Here is a 26,287-nt window from a genome sequence, read left to right on the forward strand (position 1 = left end):
TATATCTAGCATAATCAACCATTTCACTTTTTTCTTCGTGAACTATTAACACGTGAAAAATAGACAACTGATGTAATAGGCATACTACCGTGTCCCAAGCGCTCTTATATATATTTCATTCTTTACCGGCGTCTATCTGCAAAACTGCATGTGTATGAGAATAGGTAGTGATAATTACATAGTTTTGTAGATAATTTATAAACGTCCGCCATAAAGTTCTTTTTCTTCAATTGGATGAAAAAGAGTGAATCCTTTTGCACAAAACACAAACCTTCTATCTATATCGAATCCAGCCTTATTCAAAATTTCAACTGTTCCATGCGAACCAGTGCCAGCATACCCGCAACTACAACCAGATAGGTGTAGCTCATTTCCTTTTTTGTCTATAAGGATGAGATCGCTATCAAGCAAAATATGGTCTTTACTAATTCCTTTAACAATTTTTGCAATCTTAAAACGGTCAAAATGATCTTTAACCGCTTCGAATAGCGCAATACTTTTATTGGTAAAACCGCGGTCTTCACCGTAATCTTTTATGACGAATACTTCCCGCTCATATGATTTCTTATATAGATTGTACTTTTGGTAAGTGACGTCATTAATTTTACATATAAGTGGACTATTACTATCCAGTTTTTGATTAAACATTGCATCCCTCCTAAATAGTTTGTTTATTAAGTTTATTAGGAGAAAAAGAGATTAGTACCTGATAGGGGCAAATTTTTTTCATTCCTGAAGAGCGAGACCCCAACTGAAAGGGGAGATGGATGGCGGTTGGCATAAACAAAGTGATTCTTTGTTAAACCATCATTCGTTGAATATATCGAAACCGTCTATCGATTGGGGAGGGGGTTTTTTATGTTACATGTAAAATGGGCATCTAATAAGTGTGCTGCCTAAACACTTTTGTCTAACATTTTTTCCTTCATTGGAGCGAAATTCCTAAAATAATCTTTAAAGAAAATACATAAAGAAAAACCATCTCATCGAAAGGCACTCATTGTCATTGTCTGTGTGCTTTTTCACATGATAATTTAATTATTTGTTTTGGGGACAAGCACAAGCGTAATTTAGTAAATTTCATAATCTAAAGCAAAGCATGATATGGAGGTGATTACATGGGAAAAGAAAAAGAGAATAAAAATAATAGTAAGAAAGATAAAAATAATAGTAAGAAAGACAATAAGTCTAAAGAAGAAAAATGCAGTTTTAAAATGGAATATAGTTTTAAGCTAGAGAAATCCAGTAATAAAGAGGATAATAAGTGTTGTAAAAGTAAAGATAAAAATAGCAGCAAGAAAAAAGAAGATAAAAATTGTAGCGAGAAAAAAGAGGATAAAAAATGATGTTGTGATTCAGTAAAACAAGAAACAACTGTTAACCCCATTAAGGGTTAAACCCTATTTTAAATAGTTTCGGAGCACCCATTCATTGGGTGCTCTTTCTTTTAGGATTGAAGGGGAGTTGAGGTATCATCCAAGGTTGTAGAAGAGTTTCTCATAGATATTCAGCTAAACACATAATTCCGAACAATTTTAAGTGAATTTATATGGTGTTGAAGAAGAGGGTTACATCTGGAAAACTCATTCAGTTCCATTTCACAGAAAGCAGTTTTATTAAATAGGCATAACATGATACCGAAGAATATGACAACCCATCCTTGTCATACCATTTTAAAAAAAGATAAGGGTGTGACAATGCTGAGTAGGAAGAAAAACAACCAAATCGTCTTTTATATAATAAAAGGCTCAACAATTAAAAGGTTTTTAATCCTAGATCTAATTATTGGATCAGGAATTTTTTATGTAGTCAAATTTATTTCTTCAAGCGTATTAATAGCGAGTGCGAGCAGTTTTGTTGGAACAGAAGGAATTAAAAAGGCTCCGAAAGTTTTAAAAAATGCAATTGGATTAATATCCTAAAGGCTAATGCGTTCCACAAAATGGAGCGTTGTTTAACAAGAAGAGAATACATATTATAAACGTCTAATGATATGTATTCTCCTTTTTATTCAATAAAAGCACCCGGTTGTTCAGCAAAGAAAAAATGATACAACGTTGGCGTTCTCTACGTATTTTTCCATACAGTTGCATACTTCTTTTGATATTTTACATCCTCTTCTTTTTCAACTAAATCCAGTGCGATTTGCTTTATTTCCTCATCTTTTATTTCATTAAACAAATTCCTAAGTCCTTGAATAATATCAAAACGAATTAAAGTGTAGTTTTTTTCATGAACGCAATTTAAATACCGATCAACAAGACTTCTTATTACCATTTCTTTTTGCTCAGTGCCAGCTAGACCTATTTTCCATATAGATTGTAGGCTATGTCTTGTGGTGACGAATTTTTTATCTTTTGTCACTTCCCAAACCAGTGGGAAATCCTTTAGCATTCTTTTTTCAGGATCACTTTTCGCCAAACTGCAAAGAAATTGTGCCGCTCTTGATCTTCGGTGGTTATCAGAATGAGTTAAATCCTCCTTCAATTGTTCCCATACATCATAAGCCCAGTCCACCTCTTCTTTGGTAGAAGCAAGGATATGATTGTAGGCTTCGTATTGTAAGTCCTTATCTAGAGAAAGTAAATTTTCAAAAGACGATTGTATGGCACTATCCATTTGAACACTCCTTCTTAAATATGATAGGCAGCCTCTCATTGCTGTCGTTTGTCCCGAATAGCCAGTTAGTCCATTTATAATTTTTTCAAATACAAAATATACTTACAATGACTTTCTCGAGAAGCGGGCCATTTGTTAAATAGCTGCATAAAGCTTGCCTGGTGAAATATTTGAAGCTGAAAATAATCTTTTAAGGGATATTAATTCAATAACCTAATTAGGCTGTAACGAACGTATACATCTATAATGATTCATTTTAATTAGGAGGAAATTATGACAAATCCACATAAAGTGAAACCCTATTTATTGACACGTAGTTTGCAGCCGGAAAATCAGGAGACACCGATTCATTTCATCAATAATGATAGCATGGAAAACCAATTATTTTATAGAAGGAACCACTTTTCTTATCCGACTCTTTCTTATTCAAATTATTGGCTCCCTATAAATGGGTTAGTATCCGCTCCTTTACTACTGTCCATGCAAGACATTCTTCAATACCCATCAAAAACGGTGGAAGTTGTCCTTGAATGCTCGGGTGACAAGCGGAATTTCTTCGAACCTAAAATATTTGGAGAACAATGGGGAAAGGGAGCTATTAGCCAAGGCAGGTGGAAAGGTGTACCATTACGGACCTTACTTGAACTATCTGGAATAGGGGAAGGGGCAAAAGAAGTTGTCGTGGAGGGTTATGATTATGGAAATAGGAACGATCTAGATGAGGTTTACACTTATACCAGGAGTTTGCCTATCGAGAAAGCACTGCATCCGGATACCATCATTGCATATGAATATAATAACCAGCCAATTCCTTTTAAACATGGTTATCCACTGAGGTTAATAGTTCCGCAGTGGTATGCAATGGCATCCGTTAAGTGGATAAAGCGGATAAGTGTTATTAATTCTAAGTTCAATGGGCCTTTTCAAACAATTGATTACATGTATTATCCAAATAAAGACAATGATCAAGGTGCATTTCCAGTCACTACAATAAATATCAATTCAACTATCCAAAAACCGCTGGATATGGAAATTATAAATACAGGTAAGCATTTGATAAAAGGGATTGCATGGACAGGAAAAGGAGTAATTACAAAGATGGAAATTAGTCTTGATGGTGGCTATACATGGAGAAATGCTGATATATTACCTCGTCAGAACATTGGTTATGGATGGGTTAGCTGGTCATTCGAATGGACTATACTAGAAAAAGGTGAGTATACGATTAAATCGAGGGCAACAGATTCATTTGGTCAAATACAACCGAATTTTCCTTTTTGGAATAAAAAAGGTTATGGGTATAATGCCATTGATAAAATTAAAGTTAAGGTTGAATAACTATCAATATATTTTTTAAGGGAAAGAAAACGGGTGGATAAACTTTAAGTTACTTTGGTATTGAAGAAGAATATAAGTGATCCAATCTATTCCCGGGACAGGAGAAAAAATCAGCCGTGATTATCTTTTAAATTGGTTAAATCGATTTAGTTAATCTATGAAAATTTCCAGGAACAGCGGAAAAAGAGTTGCTCGTTGCCTCTGTTAACTCCTACGCGTTTGTAAAAATATAAAGTCGATCCTGAATTTCCTAAATAACGGTTTTGAGATACAGAGAAAAACCCTTCCAAAAGAGAGTTTTGGGAGGGTTATTTGGCATGGCCATTTAAGTACTGAGTAAGGGAATTGACAGCCTATTTAGATGGTTAGTTGAGATTGATGGTTGCCATTTGGTGTTTTTTTCTTTAGTCAAGAAGGTTAAAAAAGCATAACGAAGATTAATTCTTTGTTTTTAAAGTCTTATATTACAGTTATTACTGTAGTTTTTTTAGTAACTTTCAGGGATTTCTAATGGTTTGTTAAAGAATCCTAATAGCAGAACATTTTAAAGATGTTTATCCTTGCAGTACCGGCTTGATCGTAAGTGGTTTTGCGATGTCGGAAATGCTGATGGAGATAGATGTTGAAGTTATGATTAGTGAAGGAAGCAGTTAATAGATGAACGCTATCTGGATTGAATGAAATTAATCAAAACGCAAACCCTTGAAGCGTAAGGATTTGCGTTTTTTTATCTGGAATTAATGTAACCATTAGGGTGAAGGGACTATACACTTGAGATCAATCTTATGAAGTATGTAATTTAATTTTCAAGAAAAAAATTTTAGGATTATCTGCTTTAGTTAAGTATAGTCGGCATACGAAATTAATAATTTTTTTATCTGGAGGTATAGAAGCGGGATTGTTTTAATCCCCTCTTTTTGTAATCGGTATATTAATAGGAAGAAATACGTCTTGTTTACAAGCAAACAGTGGTATATGCTGTTAAAAAGTTTGTTAGCAAAGTAAGTGAAATAGCAATTTTCCTTAATTGGAAAAAATAACTTCATTGTTAAATTATTGTTATTACCTTATAATTTTCTAGAAACATATGAAATGTTATGAATAGGAGAAAAGTATGAAAAAACTGTGGATTATTTTAGTTTCATTTACCTTGTTAATTAGCTTATTCCCGCAATTAGCATCGGCAGCACCAAGTAAGAATTTTGAGCAGGAACTTACAAAGTATTTAAAAGAGGTAAGCCTTGTCAGGGGTTTTGAAGTGACGAAGGATGATATTGAAACATCTCTTTCTTTTTACGATGAAAGTATTAAAAACTTTGAATCTATTGATGATCTTAAAGAAGCCTTGGGTGAAGTTATTAAGGCAGATTCAAGTAATTTAGATACCATTTATGAAGATTATAATCTAACTAATGAGAGCCTAATTCAACTATTGCACGAAAATGGCGAAGAACTAGACGATTATATCTTTATCTGGGACCTGGATGAAGCTGTTTATTTCTATGCAGAAGAGGGCGATTTTGAACGTGACCCAAACTTTGATAAAGAATTAGTCAATTATTTAGCCAAGGTTAGCAAGGAAAGAGGCTTCGAAGTTACAAAAGAAGATATCGAAGCGTCATTGAAGCTCTATGATTTTAACACGGAAGAATTTGAATCTGTAAAAGAGCTTAGCGAATTCTTAGGTGACGTCATAAAGGCAGATCTAAGCAACTTAGATTATTTTAATGAGAATTATGGATTGGATAAACAAGCCTTGCTTCAAATGTTGGAAGAAAATGGTGAAGATATTAACGATTATATATACATAGATAATCTTGAAGAAACTGTTTGGAACCTTACTGGTGGGGGGATGGATGGTGAAGTTGCCGATGATCTTCTTCCCATTTTCGAGGAAGAACTCGGTTTAACGGAAGAGGAACTACAGCGGCTTGAAGACCATTTAATGTCTTTGGAAGAGCATCTTTCAAATCCGGAAACAGTCAAGCGACTTGAAGAATTGGGCAACCGCATGATGGCTTTCGAGGAATTTGATGTAGCAACAGAGCTTACAGCTGAACAGTTAGCTGAAATGGCATCAATCTATGAAGAATTACTTTCCATCTTTAAGCTTAATGTATCCTATTCCCTTGTAAAAAGTGGCTCGGAATCACCTGTATCACTTTTGGATCTAATGAAATTGGAAGAACTGAAGGGTGCTAACCTGAAAATATTGATATACACTACTGATGGGAAGTTCTTGGCAGATCTTTTAATAACGGGTGAAATGGTTGATTCGGATACTCTTACTAATGCAGGCGGGCAAATAAAGGAATCTGCAAAAGAAGTGCAAAAGACCATTGAAAAGGCACCAGTTGCTAAACCAGTAAAACAAAAGATCATCACTCATACTAATTCAGAACATCAAACCGTAAAAGGGGCGAAACTGCCAAATACGGCTTCCGATTATTTGCCTAGTGCCCTTTTAGGACTATTCATTGTCTTATTCGGAAGCTTGATGTATCGAAAAATTAGGAAAGCTTAATATGAAACAATTAAAGAAAATGCGTTTGCTACTGCTTTCTTGTACAATTGCCATCATTTTGTTTGGGGTTTGGTTTTCCACATCCAATATGTATAAGTTTGCAAAAGGCTACTTTCTTTACAAGACTCATGCTCCAAGTAGTCAAGTAAATGAAACTGAACAGAAACCACCAAGTGATAAACCACTAAGTAATAAAACAACAAAGAAAGAGCTATATCCTGTCCACCCTAAAACGGGTGAAGAAATCGGGGAACTGTATATACCCAAACTAAAAACAAAACTCCCTATTTTCCATGGCACAGACGAGGATGAATTGGAAAAAGGCGTTGGTCACTTTGCAGGAAGCGTGCTGCCTGGTGAAAATGACAATTCCGTTCTTTCCGGTCATAGAGATACGGTATTCCGTAAACTCGGGCAAGTTGGCGAAGGAGATTTGTTGATAGTAAGAACATCGGCAGGAGAGTTCACATACAAAGTCAACAAAGTTCGAATTGTTGATGAGGATGATCGAACCGTAATCGTACCGAAGCCACGGGCAACGCTAACCGTCAGTACCTGTTACCCCTTTGATTATATCGGGTCAGCACCTGAACGCTATATACTTGTCGCTTATTTGTCTTCAAAAACAGTAAGTTAATTTAATGTTCTAAAACAAGAGTCCCAATAAGGAAACCCTATTGGGACTCTTTTAATTTTATTTCTATTTAGAAAGGAAAGCGAAGGTGGTATAACTCCCTCCACTTTTAAACAATTAGAAAAAACACCGATCACGGTGTTTTTTCATTGCCAATCTATTTATAATGTTAAACTATTCTTATTGCTCGAAGTGCCATATGAAGCGGATTTTAATATTTTATGATGGTAAATATAAGAGCCGGCTATCAATATATACCCGATAATGAAAATCAGCCATCCACTGGCAGGGTCGCCCACTGAAATGCTTGAATACATAGCCCCCGTCAAATCAAATACAAAACCGGCATAAGCCCATTCCTTGATTCTCGGAAAGCCTGGAATAAGTATTGCCACGACACCTAATAATTTGGCAACTCCAATAAAGGGTAGGAGGTAGGTAGGATAACCTAAATGATTAAATAAAGCGACTGCATCGGGAACAGACATTATATCCGGAATAGAACCCAAAACCATTAATGCCACCAAAAGCCCTGTGAATATCCAATATATAATTTTTATTTTTTTCATTTATTCTCATTCCCTCCCTTAGATAGACATTTAATCATATTCCACTTTCCTTTTTTTATGCACTCTAAAAAAATCTTAATCTTAAACAGGTGTGGCGCAATCCTTTAGGAATCGCGCTTGACTGTAGGATAACTTGAAGAAAAGCGAGTTTGCCTGCAGTTATTTCTTGAAAAATATTCATTTGATTTCAGAAATCCGCTCCCTTTCCAATGCCAATAACAGTGGTGGTACTTCTTATTCTCCGTTGAAGAATGAAAGAAATTATATTCCTCCTTAGGTTTTAAGACGGATATAGAGAACGGAGGAACTGTGTATGGAGCCAAACCAAAAGAAAAATCTCTCATTATGATGAAAGAAAGTTATTTCCAAATGATGGACTACAAAAAATTGTTTTATCTAGAACCTAACTCATTTTTAACACAATTATCCTTGCATAGATGTGGGGACGAAAACAAACAAGAGAGGTCTTACTCTAGGTAGAGAAAGACCTCTCTTGTTAATTTAGGAAAGATATTCAGACATCTATCATCTATACTCTGAAATAGATTAGCTTGTAGTAACATTTAAAAAATGTTCAATCACAATTGAAACAGCCCCTAATGCAGGTGCATTTCTTCCTAATGATGAGGGCAATAGTTCACACATACTTTCCAAATGAGAATATACCCTAGAAGAAACCTCATTCTTAATGGTATTTAACACAATCGGGTGAGATTCGATAATGTTATTTCTCAAAATAATAGCCTGTGCGTCAAATGTATTGAGAATATTTGTTAAGCCAATACTGACGTAAAAGCCAAAGTTCTGGAGTGCATTTAAGACGGCTACATCATTTTTATTTGCACGTTCAACAATTTCTTTTCGTAACATATTCTTTTCGACAATGGAAAAAGAATCCAGTAATGCTTTTTCTGATGCATATAATTCCCAGCATCCTCGGTTCCCGCAGCTGCATTTGGGACCGTTAAAATCTATCGTCATATGACCCATTTCTCCAGAAAATCCATTTACTCCTTTATATAATTCATTATTAATTATAATCCCGACTCCAATTCCAACGTTAATACTGATGTAAATAATGTTTTCATAGTTTTTAGTAACCCCAAACACTTTTTCACCGCATGCGCCTGCATTAGCCTCATTTTCAACAAAAACAGGTACATTAAACTCGCTTTCAATTAAGAATTGCAAATCTTCAATATACCATTCCAAGTTGGGCATAAAAATAACTTTTTGATTGCTATCCACAAGACCTGGTACACAAATACCTATTCCCACCAAACCGTAAGGAGAGTCGGGCATATGAATGATAAAATCATGTATAAGCGCAAACAGAATTTCTTTCACTTCATCAGCTGAAGGGCTAGACAAGTCAGAAGCCTTCTCAAGGATAATGTTGCCTTCTAAATCAGTTAGAATTCCATTAAGGTAATCAACACCTATATCGATACCTATTGAATAGCCTGCATTTTTATTAAAAACAAGCATCACAGGTCTTCTGCCACCTCTAGATTGTCCTGCTCCAATTTCAAAAATAACATCTTTTTCAATTAATTCATTTACTTGGGAAGAAACAGTGGATTTATTTAAGCCTGTAATCTCAGAAAGGGTAGCCCTTGAGATTGGAGAGTTTTTTAAAATTTCATTTAATATCAACTTTTGATTCATTTTCTTTACTAAAGCTTGATCTGCTATCGGAATGATAATCGCTCCTTTGTTTTACCATTGAACTAAGTGTTTTTTATTTTTTAATTAAAATTTAGTATGGACATAGTATATTTCATATTATAACGTTAATTTTCTTAAAAAAACATTGAAATAACTAATTATTTTGTATATCATGAAATAAAGTTAGTTTATTGAGGCAACAAACTTTCTCGATTGATATTTCTGAAGGTAGTTTTTCACTTTAATTAAAGGGGGAAGTAACACATGATTCAAACTGAAACTAATAAAATTAATTATTTTGAAAGCGTAAACAAAGTCTTATATGAGGGAAAAGATTCTAAAAATCCTTTAGCTTTTAAATACTATAACCCAGAAGAAGTAGTAGGCGGTAAAACAATGAAGGAACAACTACGTTTCTCAGTTGCTTACTGGCATACATTTACAGCAGATGGGACAGATCCTTTTGGTGCAGCTACGATGCAAAGATCATGGAACAAATATGATGGAATGGACTTAGCAAAAGCTAGAGTAGAGGCAGCTTTTCAACTTTTCGAAAAATTAGGGGTTCCTTTCTTTGCGTTTCATGACCGAGACATCGCACCTGAAGGAAACACATTGAAAGAAACAAATGAAAATCTTGATGTAATCGTTAGCATGATTAAAGAATATATGAAAACAAGTAACGTAAAGTTATTGTGGAACACAGCTAATATGTTTACAAATCCTCGCTTCGTTCACGGTGCAGCAACTTCTTGTAATGCAGATGTATTTGCTTATGCAGCAGCCCAAGTAAAGAAAGGACTCGAAACGGCAAAAGAGTTAGGAGCAGAAAACTATGTGTTCTGGGGCGGCCGTGAAGGCTATGAAACACTGCTCAATACAAATTTAAAGTTAGAGTTAGATAACTTGGCTAGATTTATGCATATGGCTGTAGATTATGCTAAGGAGATTGGATTTAAAGGTCAATTCTTAATTGAGCCAAAACCAAAGGAACCAACAACGCATCAGTATGACACCGATGCAGCTACGACCATTTCGTTCCTAAGACAATACGGATTAGATAACCATTTTAAATTAAATCTTGAAGCTAACCATGCTACTTTAGCTGGGCATACGTTTGAACATGAATTACGCGTAGCCAGAGTTCAAGGCTTCTTGGGATCAGTGGATGCAAACCAAGGTGATCCTCTTTTAGGATGGGATACCGATGAGTTCCCAACAGATCTATATTCTACAACTTTAGCAATGTATGAGATCCTACAAAATGGAGGATTAGGTAGTGGAGGGTTAAATTTTGATGCTAAAGTGCGCAGAGGTTCCTTTGAACAAGAAGATTTAGTATATGCCCATGTGGCTGGGATGGATGCGTTCGCTAGAGGTTTAAAAGTGGCTCATAAATTATTGGAAGATCGTGTTTTTGAAAACATCATTGATGAACGCTACAGCAGTTTCAAAAAAGGAATTGGTCTTGAGATTGTTGAAGGAAGAGCCAACTTCCAAACACTAGAGCAGTATGCATTACAAAATCCAAACATTACGAATAATTCAGGAAGACAGGAACGATTAAAAGCCACCTTAAATCAATATATTTTAGAAGTTTAACGGATAAAAGAGAGTAGAAACAAATTCTGCTCTCTTTTATAAAAGTGGAGGAATCAAGATGAAATATATTATAGGAATTGATCTAGGAACGAGCGCTGTCAAAACTGTTTTAGTTAATACAAAAGGTGAGATCTGTGCAGAAGCTTCTAAAAATTACCCTCTTCTGCATGAAAAAACAGGATATAGTGAACAAAATCCAGAGGAGTGGATTCAGCAGACTGCTAGTGCTTTAAATGAGCTAATCTCCAAATCCGATGTAAGACCAGAAGATATAGAAGGAATAAGTTATTCTGGACAAATGCACGGTCTAGTACTGTTGGATAAGAATCATAATCTCTTACGTTATGCTATTTTATGGAACGATACAAGGACGACAGCACAGTGTCATCAGCTATATGAAATGATTGGAGAGAAACGTCTTTTAGAAATAACAAAAAATCAAGCTTTGGAAGGGTTTACACTACCTAAGCTGCTATGGGTTAAAGAGTATGAACCGGAGATATATGATCAAGCAGCTGTATTTATGCTGCCTAAAGACTATTTACGCTTCAAAATGACTGGCTTAATTCATAGTGAATATTCAGATGCTGCCGGTACATTATTGTTGAACGTGAGTGAGAAAAAATGGAGCGAAGAGCTTTGTCAATTAGTGGGCATTGATATCAGCATTTGCCCATCGCTAGTGGAATCCAGTGAATGTGTCGGAACAATTAATGAAGAATTCTCTCAAAAAACAGGGCTAACATTATCGACTAAGGTATTTGCGGGTGGAGCTGATAATGCTTGTGGAGCAATTGGAGCTGGTATTCTATCATCAGGAGAAACGTTATGCAGCATCGGGACATCTGGTGTCGTACTTTCTTATGAGGAGCGAAATGATAGGGACTTTGCTGGGAAAGTGCATTATTTCAATCATGGAAAAGAAAATGCTTTTTATACGATGGGAGTTACATTATCTGCTGGCCACAGTTTAAGTTGGTTTAGAGATAATTTTGCTGAAAATGAGTCATTTGAAGAACTACTGGCTGATATAAACAATGTTCCAATTGGTTCAAATGGGCTTCTATTTACTCCATACTTAGTTGGGGAACGAACACCACATGCAGATGCTGCTATACGTGGAAGCTTTATAGGAATGGATGCTTCTCATAAAAAGAGGGATTTTACAAGGGCAGTCATTGAAGGAATTACCTTCTCATTAAATGAATCAATAGAAATTATTCGAGAAAATGGAAAAGAAATTACGTCTATTGTATCAATTGGCGGGGGAGCAAAAAACGATAGTTGGCTTCAGATTCAAGCAGACGTTTTTAACACAAAAATTATAAAACTATCTACTGAGCAAGGACCGGCGCTAGGGGCAGCCATGTTAGCCGCTTATGGTTGTGGGTGGTACAACTCGTTAGAAGAATGCGCAGATTTATTCATATCTTCTTCAAAAACATATCAACCTAAATTAGAAAATGTTCCAGTGTATAAACAACTTTATGCTTTATATAAAGAGGTATATTACCAAACAAAAGACTTAAGCAAAAAGCTGAATCAATTTAGCAGAAAGTAACTGGTTGCATTTGAATCATGCATCCCTTTCTTCGAACAGGAGATTAATATGAAAATAGAAGAGGGAATTTTCGGTGAAATAAATAGAGAATTGGTAAAGTCTTATACAATCATGAACAATCAAAACATAAAAGTAACCTGTATTGATTATGGATGTACGATTACTAGAATTGATGTACCAGACAAAGAAGGGAATATAGAAAATATCGTGTTAGGATTTGATTCTGCAGAAGATTATTTACATTTTTCCCCTTATTTTGGTGCAGTAATCGGTCGAGTGGCAGGGAGAGTTAATCCACCAAGCGTTGATATGGAAGGGTTTACATACCTCCTCGCTGAGAATGAAGGGAGAACTCATTTACACGGTGGACCCGAGGGATTCCATAACGTAATCTGGAAATCCTCTACTAGTGAGAGTGTAGATGAGGCTAGTGTGACATTTACTTATATGAGTCCTGATGGAGAAGCTGGTTATCCTGGAAATCTTGAGGTAAGCGTCGTTTACACTCTCACTGATAATAATGATCTTATAATAACCTATCATGGTATTTCAGATAAAAATACGTTATTAAATTTAACCAATCATACTTACTTTAATCTGAGTGGCAATTTAAAAGAAGATATCTTACAGCATGAAATAACTATGAAAAGTGATAAGTTTTTAGAGCTTGATCAGTCCTTACTGCCTACAGGCAATTTAATAGACGTTGAACATACACCTTTTGATTTTAGAGCGGGAAAGCGAATTATTGAAGGAGTAAAATCCAAACATCAACAAAATGAAATAGTTGGAAATGGGTATGACCATCCATTCTTATTAAGTGAAAATCATCAAAAAGAAATTTGTTTGGTTAATCCTTCTAACGGACGGAAAATGATAGTGGAAACAGATGAGCCATATGTTGTTTTATATACGGGAAATATGTTAGAAGATACTTTTCTAATTAGAGGAATTCCTTGTCAAAAACACCTTGGCTTATGTCTCGAAACTCAACATCCGCCAAATGCCATTCATAATCAGCAATTACCTCCTATTTTATTAGAAAAAAATAAAGAGTATCATTCTAAAACTCGTTTTACGTTTACCGTCGAGTAAAAACCTTTGGTATTCAATGGTCTAATGTTGTTTTAGTGAAATGAAAATCTACAATGGAAGGGAGGATAAAAGCAGTTAGTAGAATGGGTGAGGGAAGAGAGGTCCTTCTTGTTCATTAATTTTGAAAGCGCAACCAAAAGTATGCGCTTTAATATTAAATAGACTTCATTCATAACTGTTTTTAGTAAAACATGAAGCAAAAACGAAACTCATTATATATCTTTTCGATTACATTAGTCGCCGCAATTGGAGGATTACTGTTTGGATATGATACAGCTGTAATTTCTGGAGCTGAAGAATCTTTAAAGGTTTATTTAATCGATAGCTTAGGCTTAGGCCCTTTGGCACATGGCGTCACCGTATCAAGTGCTTTAATAGGATGTATTATCGGAGGATTAATTTCCGGCTATTTTGGATCAAGACTAGGACGTAAAAAATCACTTATACTTGCAGCGATTCTTTTTATAGTATCAGCATTAGGTGCTTCTTATCCTGAATTTTTATTTTTTACAAAAGGTGAACCAACACTTTCTTTATTACTAGCTTTTAACTTTTATCGAATTATAGGGGGGATTGGTGTTGGATTAGCGTCTGCCATTTGTCCAATCTATATAGGAGAAATTGCTCCGGCTGATATTCGCGGCAGATTGGTATCATTTAATCAGTTTATGATTATTTTTGGTATGTTAGTTGTTTACTTTGTAAACTGGGGGATTGCAAATGGTGAAACGTTAGAATGGATAAATGATGTAGGATGGAGATACATGTTTGCTTCAGGAGCGATACCAGCTTTAATCTTTGCTGTACTTTTGTTATTAGTTCCAGAAACACCTCGCTATTTGGCAATACAGAATCAAGATCAAAAAGCTTTAGCTATACTTACAAAAATCAATGGATCTTCAGAAGCGAAAGCGATTCTAAGTGATATTAAACAAACGACCACTATCAATATTTCATCCGAAAAATTATTCGCTTATGGAAAATTAGTTATTATTGTAGGTGTACTGCTTTCTGTATTTCAACAATTTGTAGGTATAAATGTAGCCTTATACTACGCACCGCGTATCTTTGAAAGCATGGGAGCAGCTAAAGATTCTTCTATGCTGCAAACCATAATTATGGGATTAGTAAATGTTATCTTTACAGTTATCGCAATTTTAACAGTTGATCGATGGGGAAGAAAACCATTATTAATAGTAGGTTCTATTGGAATGGCAATTGGTATGTTTGGTGTAGCAAGCATGGCCTTTTCTAATATAATTGGAATAGGGACGCTTGTATTTATCATTATTTATACAGCTTCATTTATGATGTCGTGGGGTCCAATCTGCTGGGTGCTAATTTCAGAGATTTTCCCTAATAAAATTCGAGGTCGGGCTGTAGCTATTGCTGTAGCTGCCCAATGGGCGGCTAACTATTTTATTTCTTCTACATATCCTATGATGATGGAATATAGTGGGGGACTAACATACGGTTTCTATGGTTCAATGAGCGTGCTTTCTGCCTTATTTGTTTGGAAAATGGTTCCTGAAACCAAAGGTAAGACTCTTGAACAGATGGAGAATATATGGAGAAGAAATGTTAATAGTTCAGAAGATAGTCAAATTATTTAAATAGTAAAATTCACTTAAACTGGACACAAAATATTATATAAAAGGATTCTTATTGTTGGGATAGTAAGTATTGTTATTTCAGGGTTTTTATCGGAGCATGGACAGGTGGACAACAACAAAGAGCAAATTTTCATTCAGAAAAAACAAAAAGTCGAATCTTTAGGACGAAAATAGCATTAATCTCAGGTCTCATAGCTGTAATTCCATTTGGGTATTTCTGGATTAAAATGCTTTGTATAATAATACTTTGCTCTTCAACTAATGGGTCTCTTACTCTAAAAAGGAAGGTTGCTGAGGCAGCCTTTTTTTCTTATGGTACTAACGGGGCAGGTTTGATAGAAGGAAATTTCGGTAAGATAGCGAATAAATTAAAGGTGATTATATGACCACAAGTGATGTGCAATATCTACATCCAGGGTTAAGAGTAGGGTGTGAAAAGGATATAAATCGATCAATAAGACGAACTTGTTTAAGCTTTTCGGTTTGGTTACGGACATATATGGAATTTCCTATAAAGGTTATTTTATATCTAAAAAAGGTTATCAACTTAAAACCAGAGATGCAAGAGAACTGGCAAGTGCTATAGTAAACGGTGCGAAATCATGGGTACAGCACGAATTCACGAGTAAACGTGCTGAATTCACGAGTAAATAAGCCGAATTCACGAGTAAATGGCCATAACTTACGAGTAAACATCCAAAATTCACGAGTAAACGGTGTGAAATCATGGGGAAACGTACGAAATCCCGAGTACAGTACGAGCAAAATGTATATCGTAAGGGAGAGCCTTCCTTGTTCAGCACTTGTAGGTACAACTTTATCTTAAAAAGTTTATTGACTTAAAAGAATTGATTAAAATGACGCATATCCCGACACAGGAAATCGTGATGAGGGAATACAGTAACTTTAAGTCTTTCAGTATAATAATTCCGGCAATTACTATGAGTGAATCAATCATAAAAATAACAATTCCAGGATTAATTGCCGTGGATTTTGAGATTAACAGTGCTAGTAAATCCACTCCACCGGGGCTAATATGTTGTTTCAGCATAAAACCAACACCAATCCCAATCGTCATTCCACCAATAATTGCACTCATTATGATCGGTAGATGAACCAAACCGTTTAGTGGTGTTAGCCAATCAATAATGGTTGAAGTAAAAGCTAACCCAAGGATGGCATTAAAGAAATAAGATTTATCGGCTAGAAGAGATAGAAGGTATATGGGAATATTGATCATGATCATGGTATGTCCAACCTGGATTCCCCAAACATATTTGATTAACAAACTTATTCCAAATATCCCTCCATTTATTAGATGAAGGGGGATTATAAACAAGTTAAGACCAATTCCAATGCAAAAACTTGAAAAAATTAGAGTAACAAACTTTTTCATAAAAACATTCCCCTTGTCCAAAACATTATCTTAAAATATATGAGAGGAATGCAAATTTATACTCAGCTGATTGAAAGTTACTATTAATATTTGTGAATTATTGCTTTGTTCTTCAAATGATGTTCTGAAATTTAGCCGCATTCGAGTAAGCAGCAGGGTCAAAATATAGACCTGAGGCCATTAAGTTAATTAGGGCAAAAAAAGAGACACTCATAAAAAGTGTCTCTTTTTTTGCATGTTTTCATAGGGCAAGCCTTGGAAAATAGGTTGGATTTAGCCTAGTTAATTCAAGATGTTTTTTTTGATAGGCGATTTGTAATGGTATCTTCTTGTGGTGAAGTTTGCCGTATATAAAAGGCCAGTATGAATGCAACTATGGTCAAACCTGTTGCTATCATGAATGCATCATCCACTCCCATTACGCTGCCTTGTTTAATGGCCATCGCCATTTGTGATGTATTATCCGGTGATATGTTCCTTTGAGATAAGATTTCCTGAACATGTTTCGTTCCTTGGTTTGTCATGATGGACACAAAGAATGCCATGCCAACAGCGCCTGCCACCATTCTCAATGTATTGACCATTGCTGTGCCATATTTATTTAGGCTAAGTGCCAATTCATTTAATCCGGCTGTGAAGATAGGCATCATCAGTATCGACATTCCGAACATTCTAATGGTATATACCCACACCACATAAGAATAGGACGTATCTGTTTGAAGCCGCGTTAAAAGATAGGTTGTAATGATAGTGATGGCAAGTCCGCTCACCGCAAGCCATCTCGCACCAAATCGATCAAACAGCTTACCTGTTATAGGAGACATGATCCCCATTAAAATACCGCCTGGCAATAGCATGAGACCGGATTCCATTGGAGTAAACCCACGGATATTCTGCATATAGATCGGCATGATGATCATTCCGGAGAACATACCCATAGTGGCGATGATGTTGATGATTGTCGTTAAAGTGAACATCCGATACCGAAAAATTCTAAATTCCAAAATAGGATGAGATACAGTAAATTGCCTCCAGACAAATAAAACTAAACTGATTCCTCCAACAAGGAACATCGTCAGTACTTCGGGACTGCTCCATCCCTTGGTACCGCCCGTGGCAAATCCATATAGAACCCCGCCGAATCCGATAGTGGATAGAATTACACCCAGTTTATCGAGTTTAGGCCGACTCGTTTTCCCTACTTTTTTAATGATGAAAATGGCAAAGATGAAGTCAAGCAGGGCAAATGGGAAAATGATAAAAAACAGAACCCGCCAAGAATAGTTTTGGATAATCCATCCTGATAACGTCGGTCCTACAGCTGGGGCAAAATTCATCGCGATACCAAATATGCCCATTGCGAAACCGCGTCTGTTAGGCGGAAATAAAGTGAAAATCACATTTGTGATCAACGGGAATAAAATCCCCGCACCTGCAGCTTGAACCACACGTCCGATCAACAAGACGGAGAAGCTGGGTGCAATTCCACATAAAAAAGTTCCTAAAGCAAAGAGTCCCATCGAAGCAAGATATAATTGCCTTGTATTAAATCGTTCCATTAAGAAAGCGGTAATCGGGATGACAATCCCATTGACCAATAAGAAGATAGTAGTAAGCCAATTAGCTGTTGCAGCTGATATGTCAAAATGAGTCATTAATTGAGGCAATGCGATATTAATCAAAGTCTGATTTAAGAAAGCGACTAGAGCACCAGCCAGCATCACCGCAAACATGGGGCCTGTACGAATTTTAGTGATTGCTGTTTTGTCGTGATTCATTTTTATGGCACGTCCTTTCCGCTAGGGCAGTACAAATTGTACTGCCTGCTATTTTTTCAAGTTATAGAAACTAATGCGTCTTCACTAAGTTTCGTGTAAAACAACCTATTTTCCCAATAACATGCACCATCTTAAGGAGATTAACCTCAATTTACGGCTTTTTTGAGGTGTTTATTCTTTATTAACCACTCACTTGACAATATTTCAGGATATATCTTTTGTTTATGAAATCCCCCAGGTTTACATCCATTCTACAGGTATATCATATTTCAAACAATAATCACCAATATAATACTCACTTTATGTTCAGGAAATGAAAAAATCGGATCTGCCGCCGGAGGCACGTTGAAGTTGAGTATCACTTATCAGAAGAATAGTTTCACTTAAGTATAAATTCTTTAACATTCTATCATTCGTATTCACTAAAAAATAGTTAATTGATAATAAGGTGTGATGGACAATAAAATCACGCCTTTTCCGTATTTTGAAATTATTATTATTTAAATATTCAAAAATATTATTGCAATCAATGTATTAGTTAATTATAATACAAAGCATAACAAATAAAAAGTATTATCAGGGGGTGAAATAATTGAATATTGCAGGGATGAATATCACTTTTAGGCATTTCCCTTTACATTATTTTTTGGATTGCATGGACAACCTTGAGATTAAAAGTATTGAATTATGGGGTGGGGAACCACATCTGTATGTTTATCGCAACATACTAGGAAATATAAGGAGTGTGAGAAGGGAAATTAAGTCTAGAAATATGAAAATCATCTGCTATACTCCAGAACAATGCATCTATCCTTATAACATTGCATCCTCGGATGCTCATTGGCGAAAAAAAAGCATTGAATATTTTATGGAGAATCTCTACGCCGCGCTGGAGTTAGACACAAACATGATGCTTATCACTTCTGGAATAGGGGACTTTTCTGCCTCACAAGAGGAATCATGGAAGTATGCAAGTGACTCAATCTTTCAATTAACCAAAGTAGCTGAGATGGAAGGTTTGATTCTTGCTTTAGAGCCATTAACAAAATATGAATCCAATCTGGTAATTGACTCTAAGGGGCTAAAGAAAATGTTAGAGGAAATCCAATCTCCTTCGCTAAAAGGAATGATAGATACAGTTTCAATGCAGCTGGCAGGTGAAACACCTGATGAGTACTTTTCCTTCCTTCCCGAATTAAGCCATTTTCACCTAATGGATGGAGATGGTCAATCAGATGCGCATTTGGCACTAGATGATGGTGTTTTAAATTGGAGAGAATACTTAACAAGCCTTAAAAGCCATCGTTACAAAGGAAGTTGTACCCTAGAGATTATGGGATCAAATTATTATCAAAATCCATGTGATGCAATCATGAAATCTATTGAAAAAGTAAGGGAATTGGGAATTTAATCATCTAATTTGGAGGAACTCTTTATGAGTAATGGCACACTTACACGAAAACTGGGTTTTTGGTCTGCTCTAGCTATTGCTGTTGGAACTACTATAGGATCGGGTATTTTTGTCTCATCTGGTGATGTTGCAAGGGCTGCGGGTACTCCTTCTATTTCCATTCTAGCCTGGATAATAGGCGGTGTGATTGCCATACCGCAAGTAATGGTGCTGGCGGAGTTATCGACAGCATACCCCCAAAATGGAAGCGGTTACGTTTATTTGAATAAAGCTGGGTGGAGGCCTTTAGCATTTTTATATGGATGGGCCACTTTCTGGGCGTTGGATCCTCCGTCCATATCGATTATGGCTTTAGCGATTGTTTCTTATTTAGCAACCTTTTTCCCATTTTTCTCAGGAGTGGCCGGGAAATTATTGGGTATTGCGATCATCCTGCTCATCACAGCGATTCATTATCGAAGTGTGAAAGAAGGAGGTCTTTTCCAAGTCATCATCACGGCTATCAAAATCATTCCTTTCCTGATTGTCATTGTCCTGGGAATAATGTATATGAACCCTGATAACTTTGCTTATACCCCTGGACCTGGTGCCCAAAAGTCAAGTTTAATAGGTGGTGTATCTGCAACCACATGGGCATATACGGGGATGGCAGCGATTTGTTTCATGGCTGGGGAGTTCAAAAATCCAGGGAAAATACTTCCCCGGGCTCTTATTAGTTCGGTATTCATCGTGTTGGCTTTATATACACTGCTGGCCGTTTGTGTCATCGGCTTGATGCCATTTGAGGAATTAATGAACTCCAATGCGGCAGTTTCCGAAGCTGTAAAATATATTCCGGGATTATCTGATATTGCATCATCATTTGTGGCCATTACGGCTATTATTGTTATCTTGGGTTCGCTGAGTTCTTGCATAATGTTTCAGCCTCGCCTTGAGTATGCAATGGCTAAGGACGGACTATTCTTTAAACGCTTTGCGAAAGTCCATCCTAAATATGAAACTCCAAGTTTCTCCATCATCGTTCAGGTTACGTATGCATGTATCCTTGTGTGCTTTAGTAATTTAACAGTGTTACTTGGCTATTTCACACTGATTCAATTGGTTATTAACATTATGGACTTTGCCGCTGTTTATAAATGTCGTAAAAGGGATGATTATAACCCAATCTATCGTATGCCAATGTGGAGATTAACGACGGTTTTAGCTATTCTTGGAGCATCATGGCTGGCTTGGGGAACATTTACTTGGGCGCCTATCCAAGGAGTGATTGCGGCATTGATCGTCATCGCAACAGGCCTGCCGGTTTACTATTATTGGGAAAGAAAATATGGATCAAAGAGTAATAATGACAGCGATATCGTGGCTTAGCAGAATGACATTCTTAACTTAAAATAAAACAATTGTACAAATTGTAATGTTTAGATATAATACAAGACATAACAAATAAACAGAGACACAGGGAGGAAGATGTTGATGCTAAAGTTTGATGAAGAGTTATTTCTTAATCTTGTAGAAAAAGAGGGCCTTGCTTTTAGAGGCCAGATTGAAGAAATCGTAGATGGAATCACAAAAAGGGGCTACAGCAATATTTTCCTGGTAGGTGCTGGTGGCACCATAGCCATGATGTATCCATATGAATACATTTTAAAGTCAAATTCTACCATTGATGTCCATGCAGAAATTGCTGCTGAGTTCATGGTGATGAATCACAAGCATTTCAGCAAAGATTCAGTCTGTATTTTTACATCTGTATCCGGGACTACTCAAGAAACAGTTGCAGCGGCTGAATATTGTAAAGAAAAAGGGGCCACTACAATTGCTTTAGTTGCAGAACCAAATACTCCGTTAACACAAATTGCGGATTACTGTATAACGACAGGTTCCGAAACGCACTCTTTTGATACTTTCTTTATGCTTTTGTACATGGTCGTCTTCCGTTTCATGTATAACAACAATGAATTCCCGCAATATGAACAATTCACGAAGGAGGTTTCCCTGCTTCCGCGTGCAATTCTAGATGCCGTTAAATCTTTTGACAAAAAAGCAGAGGAATTTGCCATTACACATAAAGACACGGATTACCACATGATGGTCGGTTCTGGTAACCTCTGGGGAAACACTTATTCATATGCCATGTGCATTTTAGAGGAAATGCAATGGATCCAAGCGAAATCCATCCACGCGGCAGAATTTTTCCATGGTACGCTTGAACTTGTTGTTGAAGATACAAGTGTTATTTTACTAAAAGGTGAAGATGAAACAAGACCGCTGATGGACCGTGTAGAGAGATTTGTAGAAAAAATCTCGAAAAATTTAACGGTTATTGATACCAAAAGCTTTGAAATGGAAGGCATCAGCGAAGAATTCAGAAAGCACTTTTCTGTTAGTATCAACTGGTCTGTATTAAGTCGAATCAGCGTTTACCTTGAGCGTGAAAGAAATCATCCTCTAACGCTTAGAAGATACTATCGACAAATGGAATATTAAGTTATATGGAGCACTACTTAGTAGTGCTCATTTCTTAAGTTCAAAGAAAGCGGGGGAAAGTGATGAGAACGGTTTCAGTCGGAGATAACTGTATGGATGTATATCATAAGAATGGGGAGGTCTATCCTGGCGGTAATTCTTTAAATGTCGCTGTCTATTTAAAAGGGTTAGGTGTTGAATCTGCTTATATTGGCTGGGTGGGTTCAGATCAATACAGTGAAAAAATGGTTAAAGCGATTCAGGAAAAAGATGTTGATATTTCTCATCTTTCGCGGAAAGAAGGAAAAACAGCGGTTACTTTTGTTGAAATGGTAGGAAATGACCGCAGGTTTGGAGAATACGATGAAGGTGTCATGGAACATTTCTGTTTGACGACGGAAGAACTCGATTACATTCAAACATATCAACTTATTCATTCAGGGATTTGGGGACATGCGGATAAGTACTATTCCTTTTTTAAAGAAAAAGGAATGCTCACGTCCTTTGATTTCTCAGATCAGCTAGATCATGATCTTGTGAAGACTTTACCGCAGTTTGTTGATTATCCTTTATTCTCTTATACGAAGGATGATGCTTTTATCCGCCAATTTTTAAAGGATGTAAAAAATCAAGGATCTAAAATTGCGGTCGCCACTTTAGGTGAAAATGGTTCACTTGCCTATGATGGCATTCAATTTTATCAATGCGGTGTCGTTGAAGCGAATGTGGTGGATACGATGGGTGCGGGGGATTCCTTCATTTCCGGTTTTATTTATGGGATATTGAAAGGCCAATCTATCGGCAGTTGTTTAGAATTGGGCACAGAGACTGCTGCGAAAACAATTAGATATTTCGGTGCGTGGTGACTGGGACTGGAAATAATGTATAATAGATAGTAAATAATAAATTTTGACGGATAAGGATGAATCTAATATGAATTTAAATCCTTCAACCCCCCAGCCATTATATATGCAAATAAGGCAAATGTTGAAGAATGATATTCAGAACGGTAAATACAAACCAGATGAACAGATCCCAACCGAAGCAGAGCTTTGTGAAACTTATAACGTTAGTCGCATTACCATACGAAAAGCAATAGAGGAATTGGTGAAGGAAGGAACACTGACACGTATTCCGCGTAGGGGTACCTTTGTTGCATCTAATAAGTTCCATAATGAGTTGTTATCCATAAGTGGATTCTCAGAGTTTAGTCATCAGCTTGGGATGATACCTAATTCCCGGATTTTAAGAAGTGAGGTCATACCCGCACCAAAAGATGTAGCAGGTCATCTCCTCATCAAAGAAGGAAGCCCCGTTCTCGAACTTGAGCGACTCATGTATGTAAATGATCGTCCGCTTTTCTATGATACCGCTCATTATTCGTTGATTCGTTTTCCGGATTTAGAAAAGAAGATTGCAAGGGATGAATCAACTTATAAAATCCTTTTGGAAGATTACCATACAGAAATAGTCAGTAACGATAAAATTATTGACGTGATTGGTGCTACAAAAAACTATGCTAAATTTTTAGAATGTGATATTGGCGCCAATTTATTTAGAATATTAAAGATTGCTTTCGATGCAAACGACCAACCTGTGCATCTCTCAACGTTCATGTGTGAAACCAACAAGGTCAATCTGACTGTTCATCGGGCAAAATAGGTCATGCCAATATTTTGGCATGACCTATTTAAACATCTAGTTTTGATTTTTGTGTAATGCTCCTTCAACTTTCCTCCTCCAATCTTTCTTCTTCGGTCATTGCATATAAAATATCCTTACAATTAAAACATAAGATTTGCTTGTTATCTAACAGAATACCGTTCAGGAAACCAGCCGTACAATATACATCACGTGCACAACGAACACAAGGGCCAACTAGTTCTTCCATCGATCAATCTCCTTATTCAGGAATCGGATACAGTTTGGTGTTCTATTTTGAATAAAGGTAAAGGCCGAAATCTTGCATAACGGATGTGTACCCCATTTGCCGCAGCATGGTAGCTATATTGCCACGGTGATATGATCCGTGAGTGACAACGTGTAATACCGATTCGGAAATGGAAGTTTCAAGCAACCCGGCATATGGGTTATCCACGACAATTACCTTTTCCATATCCTCTGTACTCAGAAGTGCTTTGTTTCGTTCGTATAGGTCTATAAATTTTTTTTTCATGTCCTCAATACTTTTCTTTTCCACCACTTCTCTTAATTGATTAGAAGATTCCATTGCTTCATTCATACTTTTACCTGAGATAATGTCAAACCACGCATAATCTGTAAGATAAATATGAGACAGCACTTTTGATACCGACGAAAAACCAGTCTGAATTTCCTTATGGTAAATGTGCTGTGGAAGTTCATTTAGCCGATCGATGATGACTCCATTTGCCCACGCGTGATAGTTATACATTTCTAATACTGGCTCGGGATGATTCATTTAAAAAACCTCCATGTATACTAGTTTTTCCGTATTGAACAATTTATGCAGTAAGAACAAAAAAATTCAGGTGTTGTCAAAAAAGTATATTTATTAATATGTTGTTCTCTTATTTATATAACAATTCCTCCTAATGATTCTTCGGTATGTGTGTAATCGCGAATGTACAATATATAAAATTAGAGGTTTTGAGATAATACGAACTACTTAACATTCTGATTAAAAAAATGAATTGTTAGTGGAGTACCACATAATGGCATTTTTTCTTGCAGGAAAATAGCTCCTTATATCGAAATGATAGTAAAGGAGATGGTAATATGAATCTAAGGATCAAATATAGGCTTTATATCCATGTAGACGGAAAACTAATTCCAGAACAGTATGACCGATACGAGATACTAAACGTCAGAGAAGGTATAGATCCAAATGATACTAAGGATTACCAAGAGCTTATTAAAAAATTGAGTAAGTCGATTAATCGGCCTGTAAATGAATTTGAAATAAAAAACTATGAAACAATGTAAGTGCATCCTTTCGGGGATGCTTTTTATTTGGGGTAGGAGAGATGAATCTGGAATATTTGAACTTACAACGTTATTTTAATAAACAAGAAAATTCCATTGGCTGTTAATAGGGACTATTTATTAAGCAAGTACTGGAATAAATATGATGCACTGATACACAATTAGAATTGGACAAAAATCACCTGTGGAATAAGATAAAGCCCCTCTCTTAATCGAGAGTGGCTGGTTAAAGCGTTAGTTATTAAAGACCGTGTGCTGAATATAAGAATTGAATTTATGATGTTTCGTCCTGCCGTGAATTTTTTTGTAAAAGATCACGGATTTCCTTTAAATATTGCTCGGATGCCGGTACCACTTCCACTTCCACTTCCAATTCCTCGTTACTTTGTTTTTTTCTAATAAGCGAATTCGCTACCTTCATAAACATGAAAATCGCAAACGAAATGATCAAGAAATCGATCACAGCTTGGACAAATTCACCGTATTGAACTACTGCGTTTCCAACTGTAATCTTTAACGAAGAAAGATTGATCCCCCCTAATAAAATTCCTACTAGCGGTGTGATAATATTATTGACTAGTGATGAAACGATCTTCCCAAAAGCAGCACCCATCACTACGGCTATTGCAAGATCGAGAACGTTTCCTTTAGTTATAAACTCCCTGAATTCCTTTATCATCATAACTACACCTTTCTTTTTTATTGATAAAAGCATATCAGAAACATGGTGAAAATTGAATAGAGCAAGAGGCATCTATTATTTCCAAAGAGAGGACCAACCATCCGCTAAATCTTTTGAATCCTTAAGTATGTCGCAATTACGGCAGTCCGATTAAAGGGGAAAGAACTCCAGTTTCCATTCATAAAAGGTTAAAGAGCCGTTACAATAGCAGGTCTTTTTGTAAAAGGATTTAATGTAATGGTCAGAGACCAAAAGCTTAAAAAAATGAAAAAAAACCATTCAATAAAAAATTAGTAATGGAAGGCAGATGGAGAACGACTAAGATGTCGACCTTCAATGTCTAGAAGTCAGGTAAAGCAGCTTTCAC

The 26,287-nt window shown here is 36.2% G+C and carries 24 protein-coding genes; 15 read left to right on the forward strand and 9 right to left on the reverse strand.

Annotated features, from left to right (window positions below):
* Positions 1–195: 195 nt before the first annotated feature.
* Positions 196–648 carry a hypothetical protein gene (locus J7E52_RS09570; RefSeq protein WP_214745308.1) on the reverse strand — a complete coding sequence of 151 codons (453 nt, stop codon included), beginning with the start codon at positions 646–648 and terminating at the stop codon, positions 196–198.
* A gap of 470 nt (positions 649–1,118) precedes the next feature.
* Between J7E52_RS09570 and J7E52_RS09575 the strand changes: the two genes are divergently transcribed.
* Positions 1,119–1,346, forward strand: a complete 228-nt coding sequence (locus J7E52_RS09575; protein ID WP_214745310.1) for a hypothetical protein — start codon at positions 1,119–1,121, stop codon at positions 1,344–1,346.
* 300 nt (positions 1,347–1,646) lie between these two features.
* Complete coding sequence (locus J7E52_RS09580) at positions 1,647–1,922, forward strand: hypothetical protein (RefSeq protein WP_396020265.1); 276 nt, start codon at positions 1,647–1,649, stop codon at positions 1,920–1,922.
* A 145-nt stretch (positions 1,923–2,067) separates the two neighbouring features.
* Here J7E52_RS09580 and J7E52_RS09585 read toward each other — a convergent pair whose 3' ends face one another.
* Complete coding sequence (locus J7E52_RS09585; RefSeq protein WP_214745312.1) at positions 2,068–2,619, reverse strand: hypothetical protein; 552 nt, start codon at positions 2,617–2,619, stop codon at positions 2,068–2,070.
* Between the two features lie 273 nt (positions 2,620–2,892).
* Between J7E52_RS09585 and J7E52_RS09590 the strand changes: the two genes are divergently transcribed.
* The 3 genes from J7E52_RS09590 to J7E52_RS09600 all read left to right on the forward strand — a co-directional run bounded on the left by J7E52_RS09590 (position 2,893) and on the right by J7E52_RS09600 (position 7,118).
* A complete protein-coding gene (locus J7E52_RS09590; RefSeq protein ID WP_214745314.1) occupies positions 2,893–3,957 on the forward strand; it encodes a sulfite oxidase in 1,065 nt (354 codons plus the stop codon).
* A 1,114-nt stretch (positions 3,958–5,071) separates the two neighbouring features.
* Positions 5,072–6,481, forward strand: coding sequence for a processed acidic surface protein (locus J7E52_RS09595; protein ID WP_214745316.1), 1,410 nt, complete (start codon positions 5,072–5,074; stop codon positions 6,479–6,481).
* 1 nt (position 6,482) lies between these two features.
* Complete coding sequence (locus J7E52_RS09600; protein WP_286197620.1) at positions 6,483–7,118, forward strand: class D sortase; 636 nt, start codon at positions 6,483–6,485, stop codon at positions 7,116–7,118.
* A gap of 158 nt (positions 7,119–7,276) precedes the next feature.
* Here J7E52_RS09600 and J7E52_RS09605 read toward each other — a convergent pair whose 3' ends face one another.
* Positions 7,277–7,684: a DoxX family protein gene (locus tag J7E52_RS09605; protein WP_214745318.1), complete on the reverse strand. Its 408-nt coding sequence runs from the start codon at positions 7,682–7,684 to the stop codon at positions 7,277–7,279.
* A gap of 546 nt (positions 7,685–8,230) precedes the next feature.
* Positions 8,231–9,385 (reverse strand): transcriptional repressor XylR, encoded by a 1,155-nt coding sequence (gene xylR / locus J7E52_RS09610; RefSeq protein ID WP_309476874.1) that lies wholly within the window; start codon positions 9,383–9,385, stop codon positions 8,231–8,233.
* A gap of 231 nt (positions 9,386–9,616) precedes the next feature.
* On the opposite strand from xylR, the gene xylA reads away from it, so the two are divergent.
* The 4 genes from xylA to xylE all read left to right on the forward strand — a co-directional run bounded on the left by xylA (position 9,617) and on the right by xylE (position 15,223).
* Positions 9,617–10,954 carry a xylose isomerase gene (gene xylA / locus J7E52_RS09615; protein WP_214745322.1) on the forward strand — a complete coding sequence of 446 codons (1,338 nt, stop codon included), beginning with the start codon at positions 9,617–9,619 and terminating at the stop codon, positions 10,952–10,954.
* Positions 10,955–11,012: 58 nt separating this feature from the next.
* On the forward strand, positions 11,013–12,515 hold the full coding sequence (gene xylB / locus J7E52_RS09620; RefSeq protein WP_214745324.1) for a xylulokinase: 1,503 nt from the start codon (positions 11,013–11,015) through the stop codon (positions 12,513–12,515).
* 48 nt (positions 12,516–12,563) lie between these two features.
* On the forward strand, positions 12,564–13,610 hold the full coding sequence (locus tag J7E52_RS09625; protein ID WP_214745326.1) for an aldose epimerase family protein: 1,047 nt from the start codon (positions 12,564–12,566) through the stop codon (positions 13,608–13,610).
* 191 nt (positions 13,611–13,801) lie between these two features.
* Complete coding sequence (gene xylE, locus J7E52_RS09630; protein ID WP_214745328.1) at positions 13,802–15,223, forward strand: D-xylose transporter XylE; 1,422 nt, start codon at positions 13,802–13,804, stop codon at positions 15,221–15,223.
* A gap of 817 nt (positions 15,224–16,040) precedes the next feature.
* Here xylE and J7E52_RS09635 read toward each other — a convergent pair.
* Positions 16,041–16,619, reverse strand: a complete 579-nt coding sequence (locus tag J7E52_RS09635; protein ID WP_214745330.1) for a YitT family protein — start codon at positions 16,617–16,619, stop codon at positions 16,041–16,043.
* A 287-nt stretch (positions 16,620–16,906) separates the two neighbouring features.
* On the reverse strand, positions 16,907–18,397 hold the full coding sequence (locus J7E52_RS09640) for a DHA2 family efflux MFS transporter permease subunit (protein ID WP_214745332.1): 1,491 nt from the start codon (positions 18,395–18,397) through the stop codon (positions 16,907–16,909).
* A 592-nt stretch (positions 18,398–18,989) separates the two neighbouring features.
* Between J7E52_RS09640 and J7E52_RS09645 the strand changes: the two genes are divergently transcribed.
* The 5 genes from J7E52_RS09645 to J7E52_RS09665 all read left to right on the forward strand — a co-directional run bounded on the left by J7E52_RS09645 (position 18,990) and on the right by J7E52_RS09665 (position 23,936).
* On the forward strand, positions 18,990–19,808 hold the full coding sequence (locus tag J7E52_RS09645) for a TIM barrel protein (RefSeq protein WP_214745334.1): 819 nt from the start codon (positions 18,990–18,992) through the stop codon (positions 19,806–19,808).
* 24 nt (positions 19,809–19,832) lie between these two features.
* Positions 19,833–21,176 (forward strand): amino acid permease, encoded by a 1,344-nt coding sequence (locus J7E52_RS09650; protein ID WP_214745336.1) that lies wholly within the window; start codon positions 19,833–19,835, stop codon positions 21,174–21,176.
* A 105-nt stretch (positions 21,177–21,281) separates the two neighbouring features.
* Positions 21,282–22,295, forward strand: a complete 1,014-nt coding sequence (locus J7E52_RS09655; protein ID WP_214745339.1) for an SIS domain-containing protein — start codon at positions 21,282–21,284, stop codon at positions 22,293–22,295.
* Between the two features lie 62 nt (positions 22,296–22,357).
* Positions 22,358–23,140 (forward strand): fructoselysine 6-kinase, encoded by a 783-nt coding sequence (gene frlD, locus J7E52_RS09660; RefSeq protein ID WP_214745341.1) that lies wholly within the window; start codon positions 22,358–22,360, stop codon positions 23,138–23,140.
* Between the two features lie 67 nt (positions 23,141–23,207).
* Complete coding sequence (locus tag J7E52_RS09665; protein ID WP_214745343.1) at positions 23,208–23,936, forward strand: GntR family transcriptional regulator; 729 nt, start codon at positions 23,208–23,210, stop codon at positions 23,934–23,936.
* Between the two features lie 64 nt (positions 23,937–24,000).
* On the opposite strand, the gene J7E52_RS09670 is transcribed toward J7E52_RS09665, so the two are convergent.
* Positions 24,001–24,165, reverse strand: a complete 165-nt coding sequence (locus J7E52_RS09670; protein WP_214745345.1) for a hypothetical protein — start codon at positions 24,163–24,165, stop codon at positions 24,001–24,003.
* A 42-nt stretch (positions 24,166–24,207) separates the two neighbouring features.
* Entirely contained in the window at positions 24,208–24,714 is a 507-nt protein-coding gene (locus J7E52_RS09675; protein ID WP_214745347.1) for a DinB family protein, read from the reverse strand.
* 317 nt (positions 24,715–25,031) lie between these two features.
* Between J7E52_RS09675 and J7E52_RS09680 the strand changes: the two genes are divergently transcribed.
* Complete coding sequence (locus J7E52_RS09680) at positions 25,032–25,238, forward strand: hypothetical protein (protein ID WP_214745349.1); 207 nt, start codon at positions 25,032–25,034, stop codon at positions 25,236–25,238.
* A gap of 274 nt (positions 25,239–25,512) precedes the next feature.
* Here J7E52_RS09680 and mscL read toward each other — a convergent pair whose 3' ends face one another.
* Entirely contained in the window at positions 25,513–25,917 is a 405-nt protein-coding gene (mscL, locus tag J7E52_RS09685; RefSeq protein ID WP_214745432.1) for a large conductance mechanosensitive channel protein MscL, read from the reverse strand.
* Positions 25,918–26,287: the final 370 nt, after the last annotated feature.

This window comes from Bacillus sp. ISL-34 (assembly GCF_018613325.1).
In the GTDB taxonomy this organism is placed as follows: Bacteria; Bacillota; Bacilli; order Bacillales; family DSM-1321; genus Peribacillus.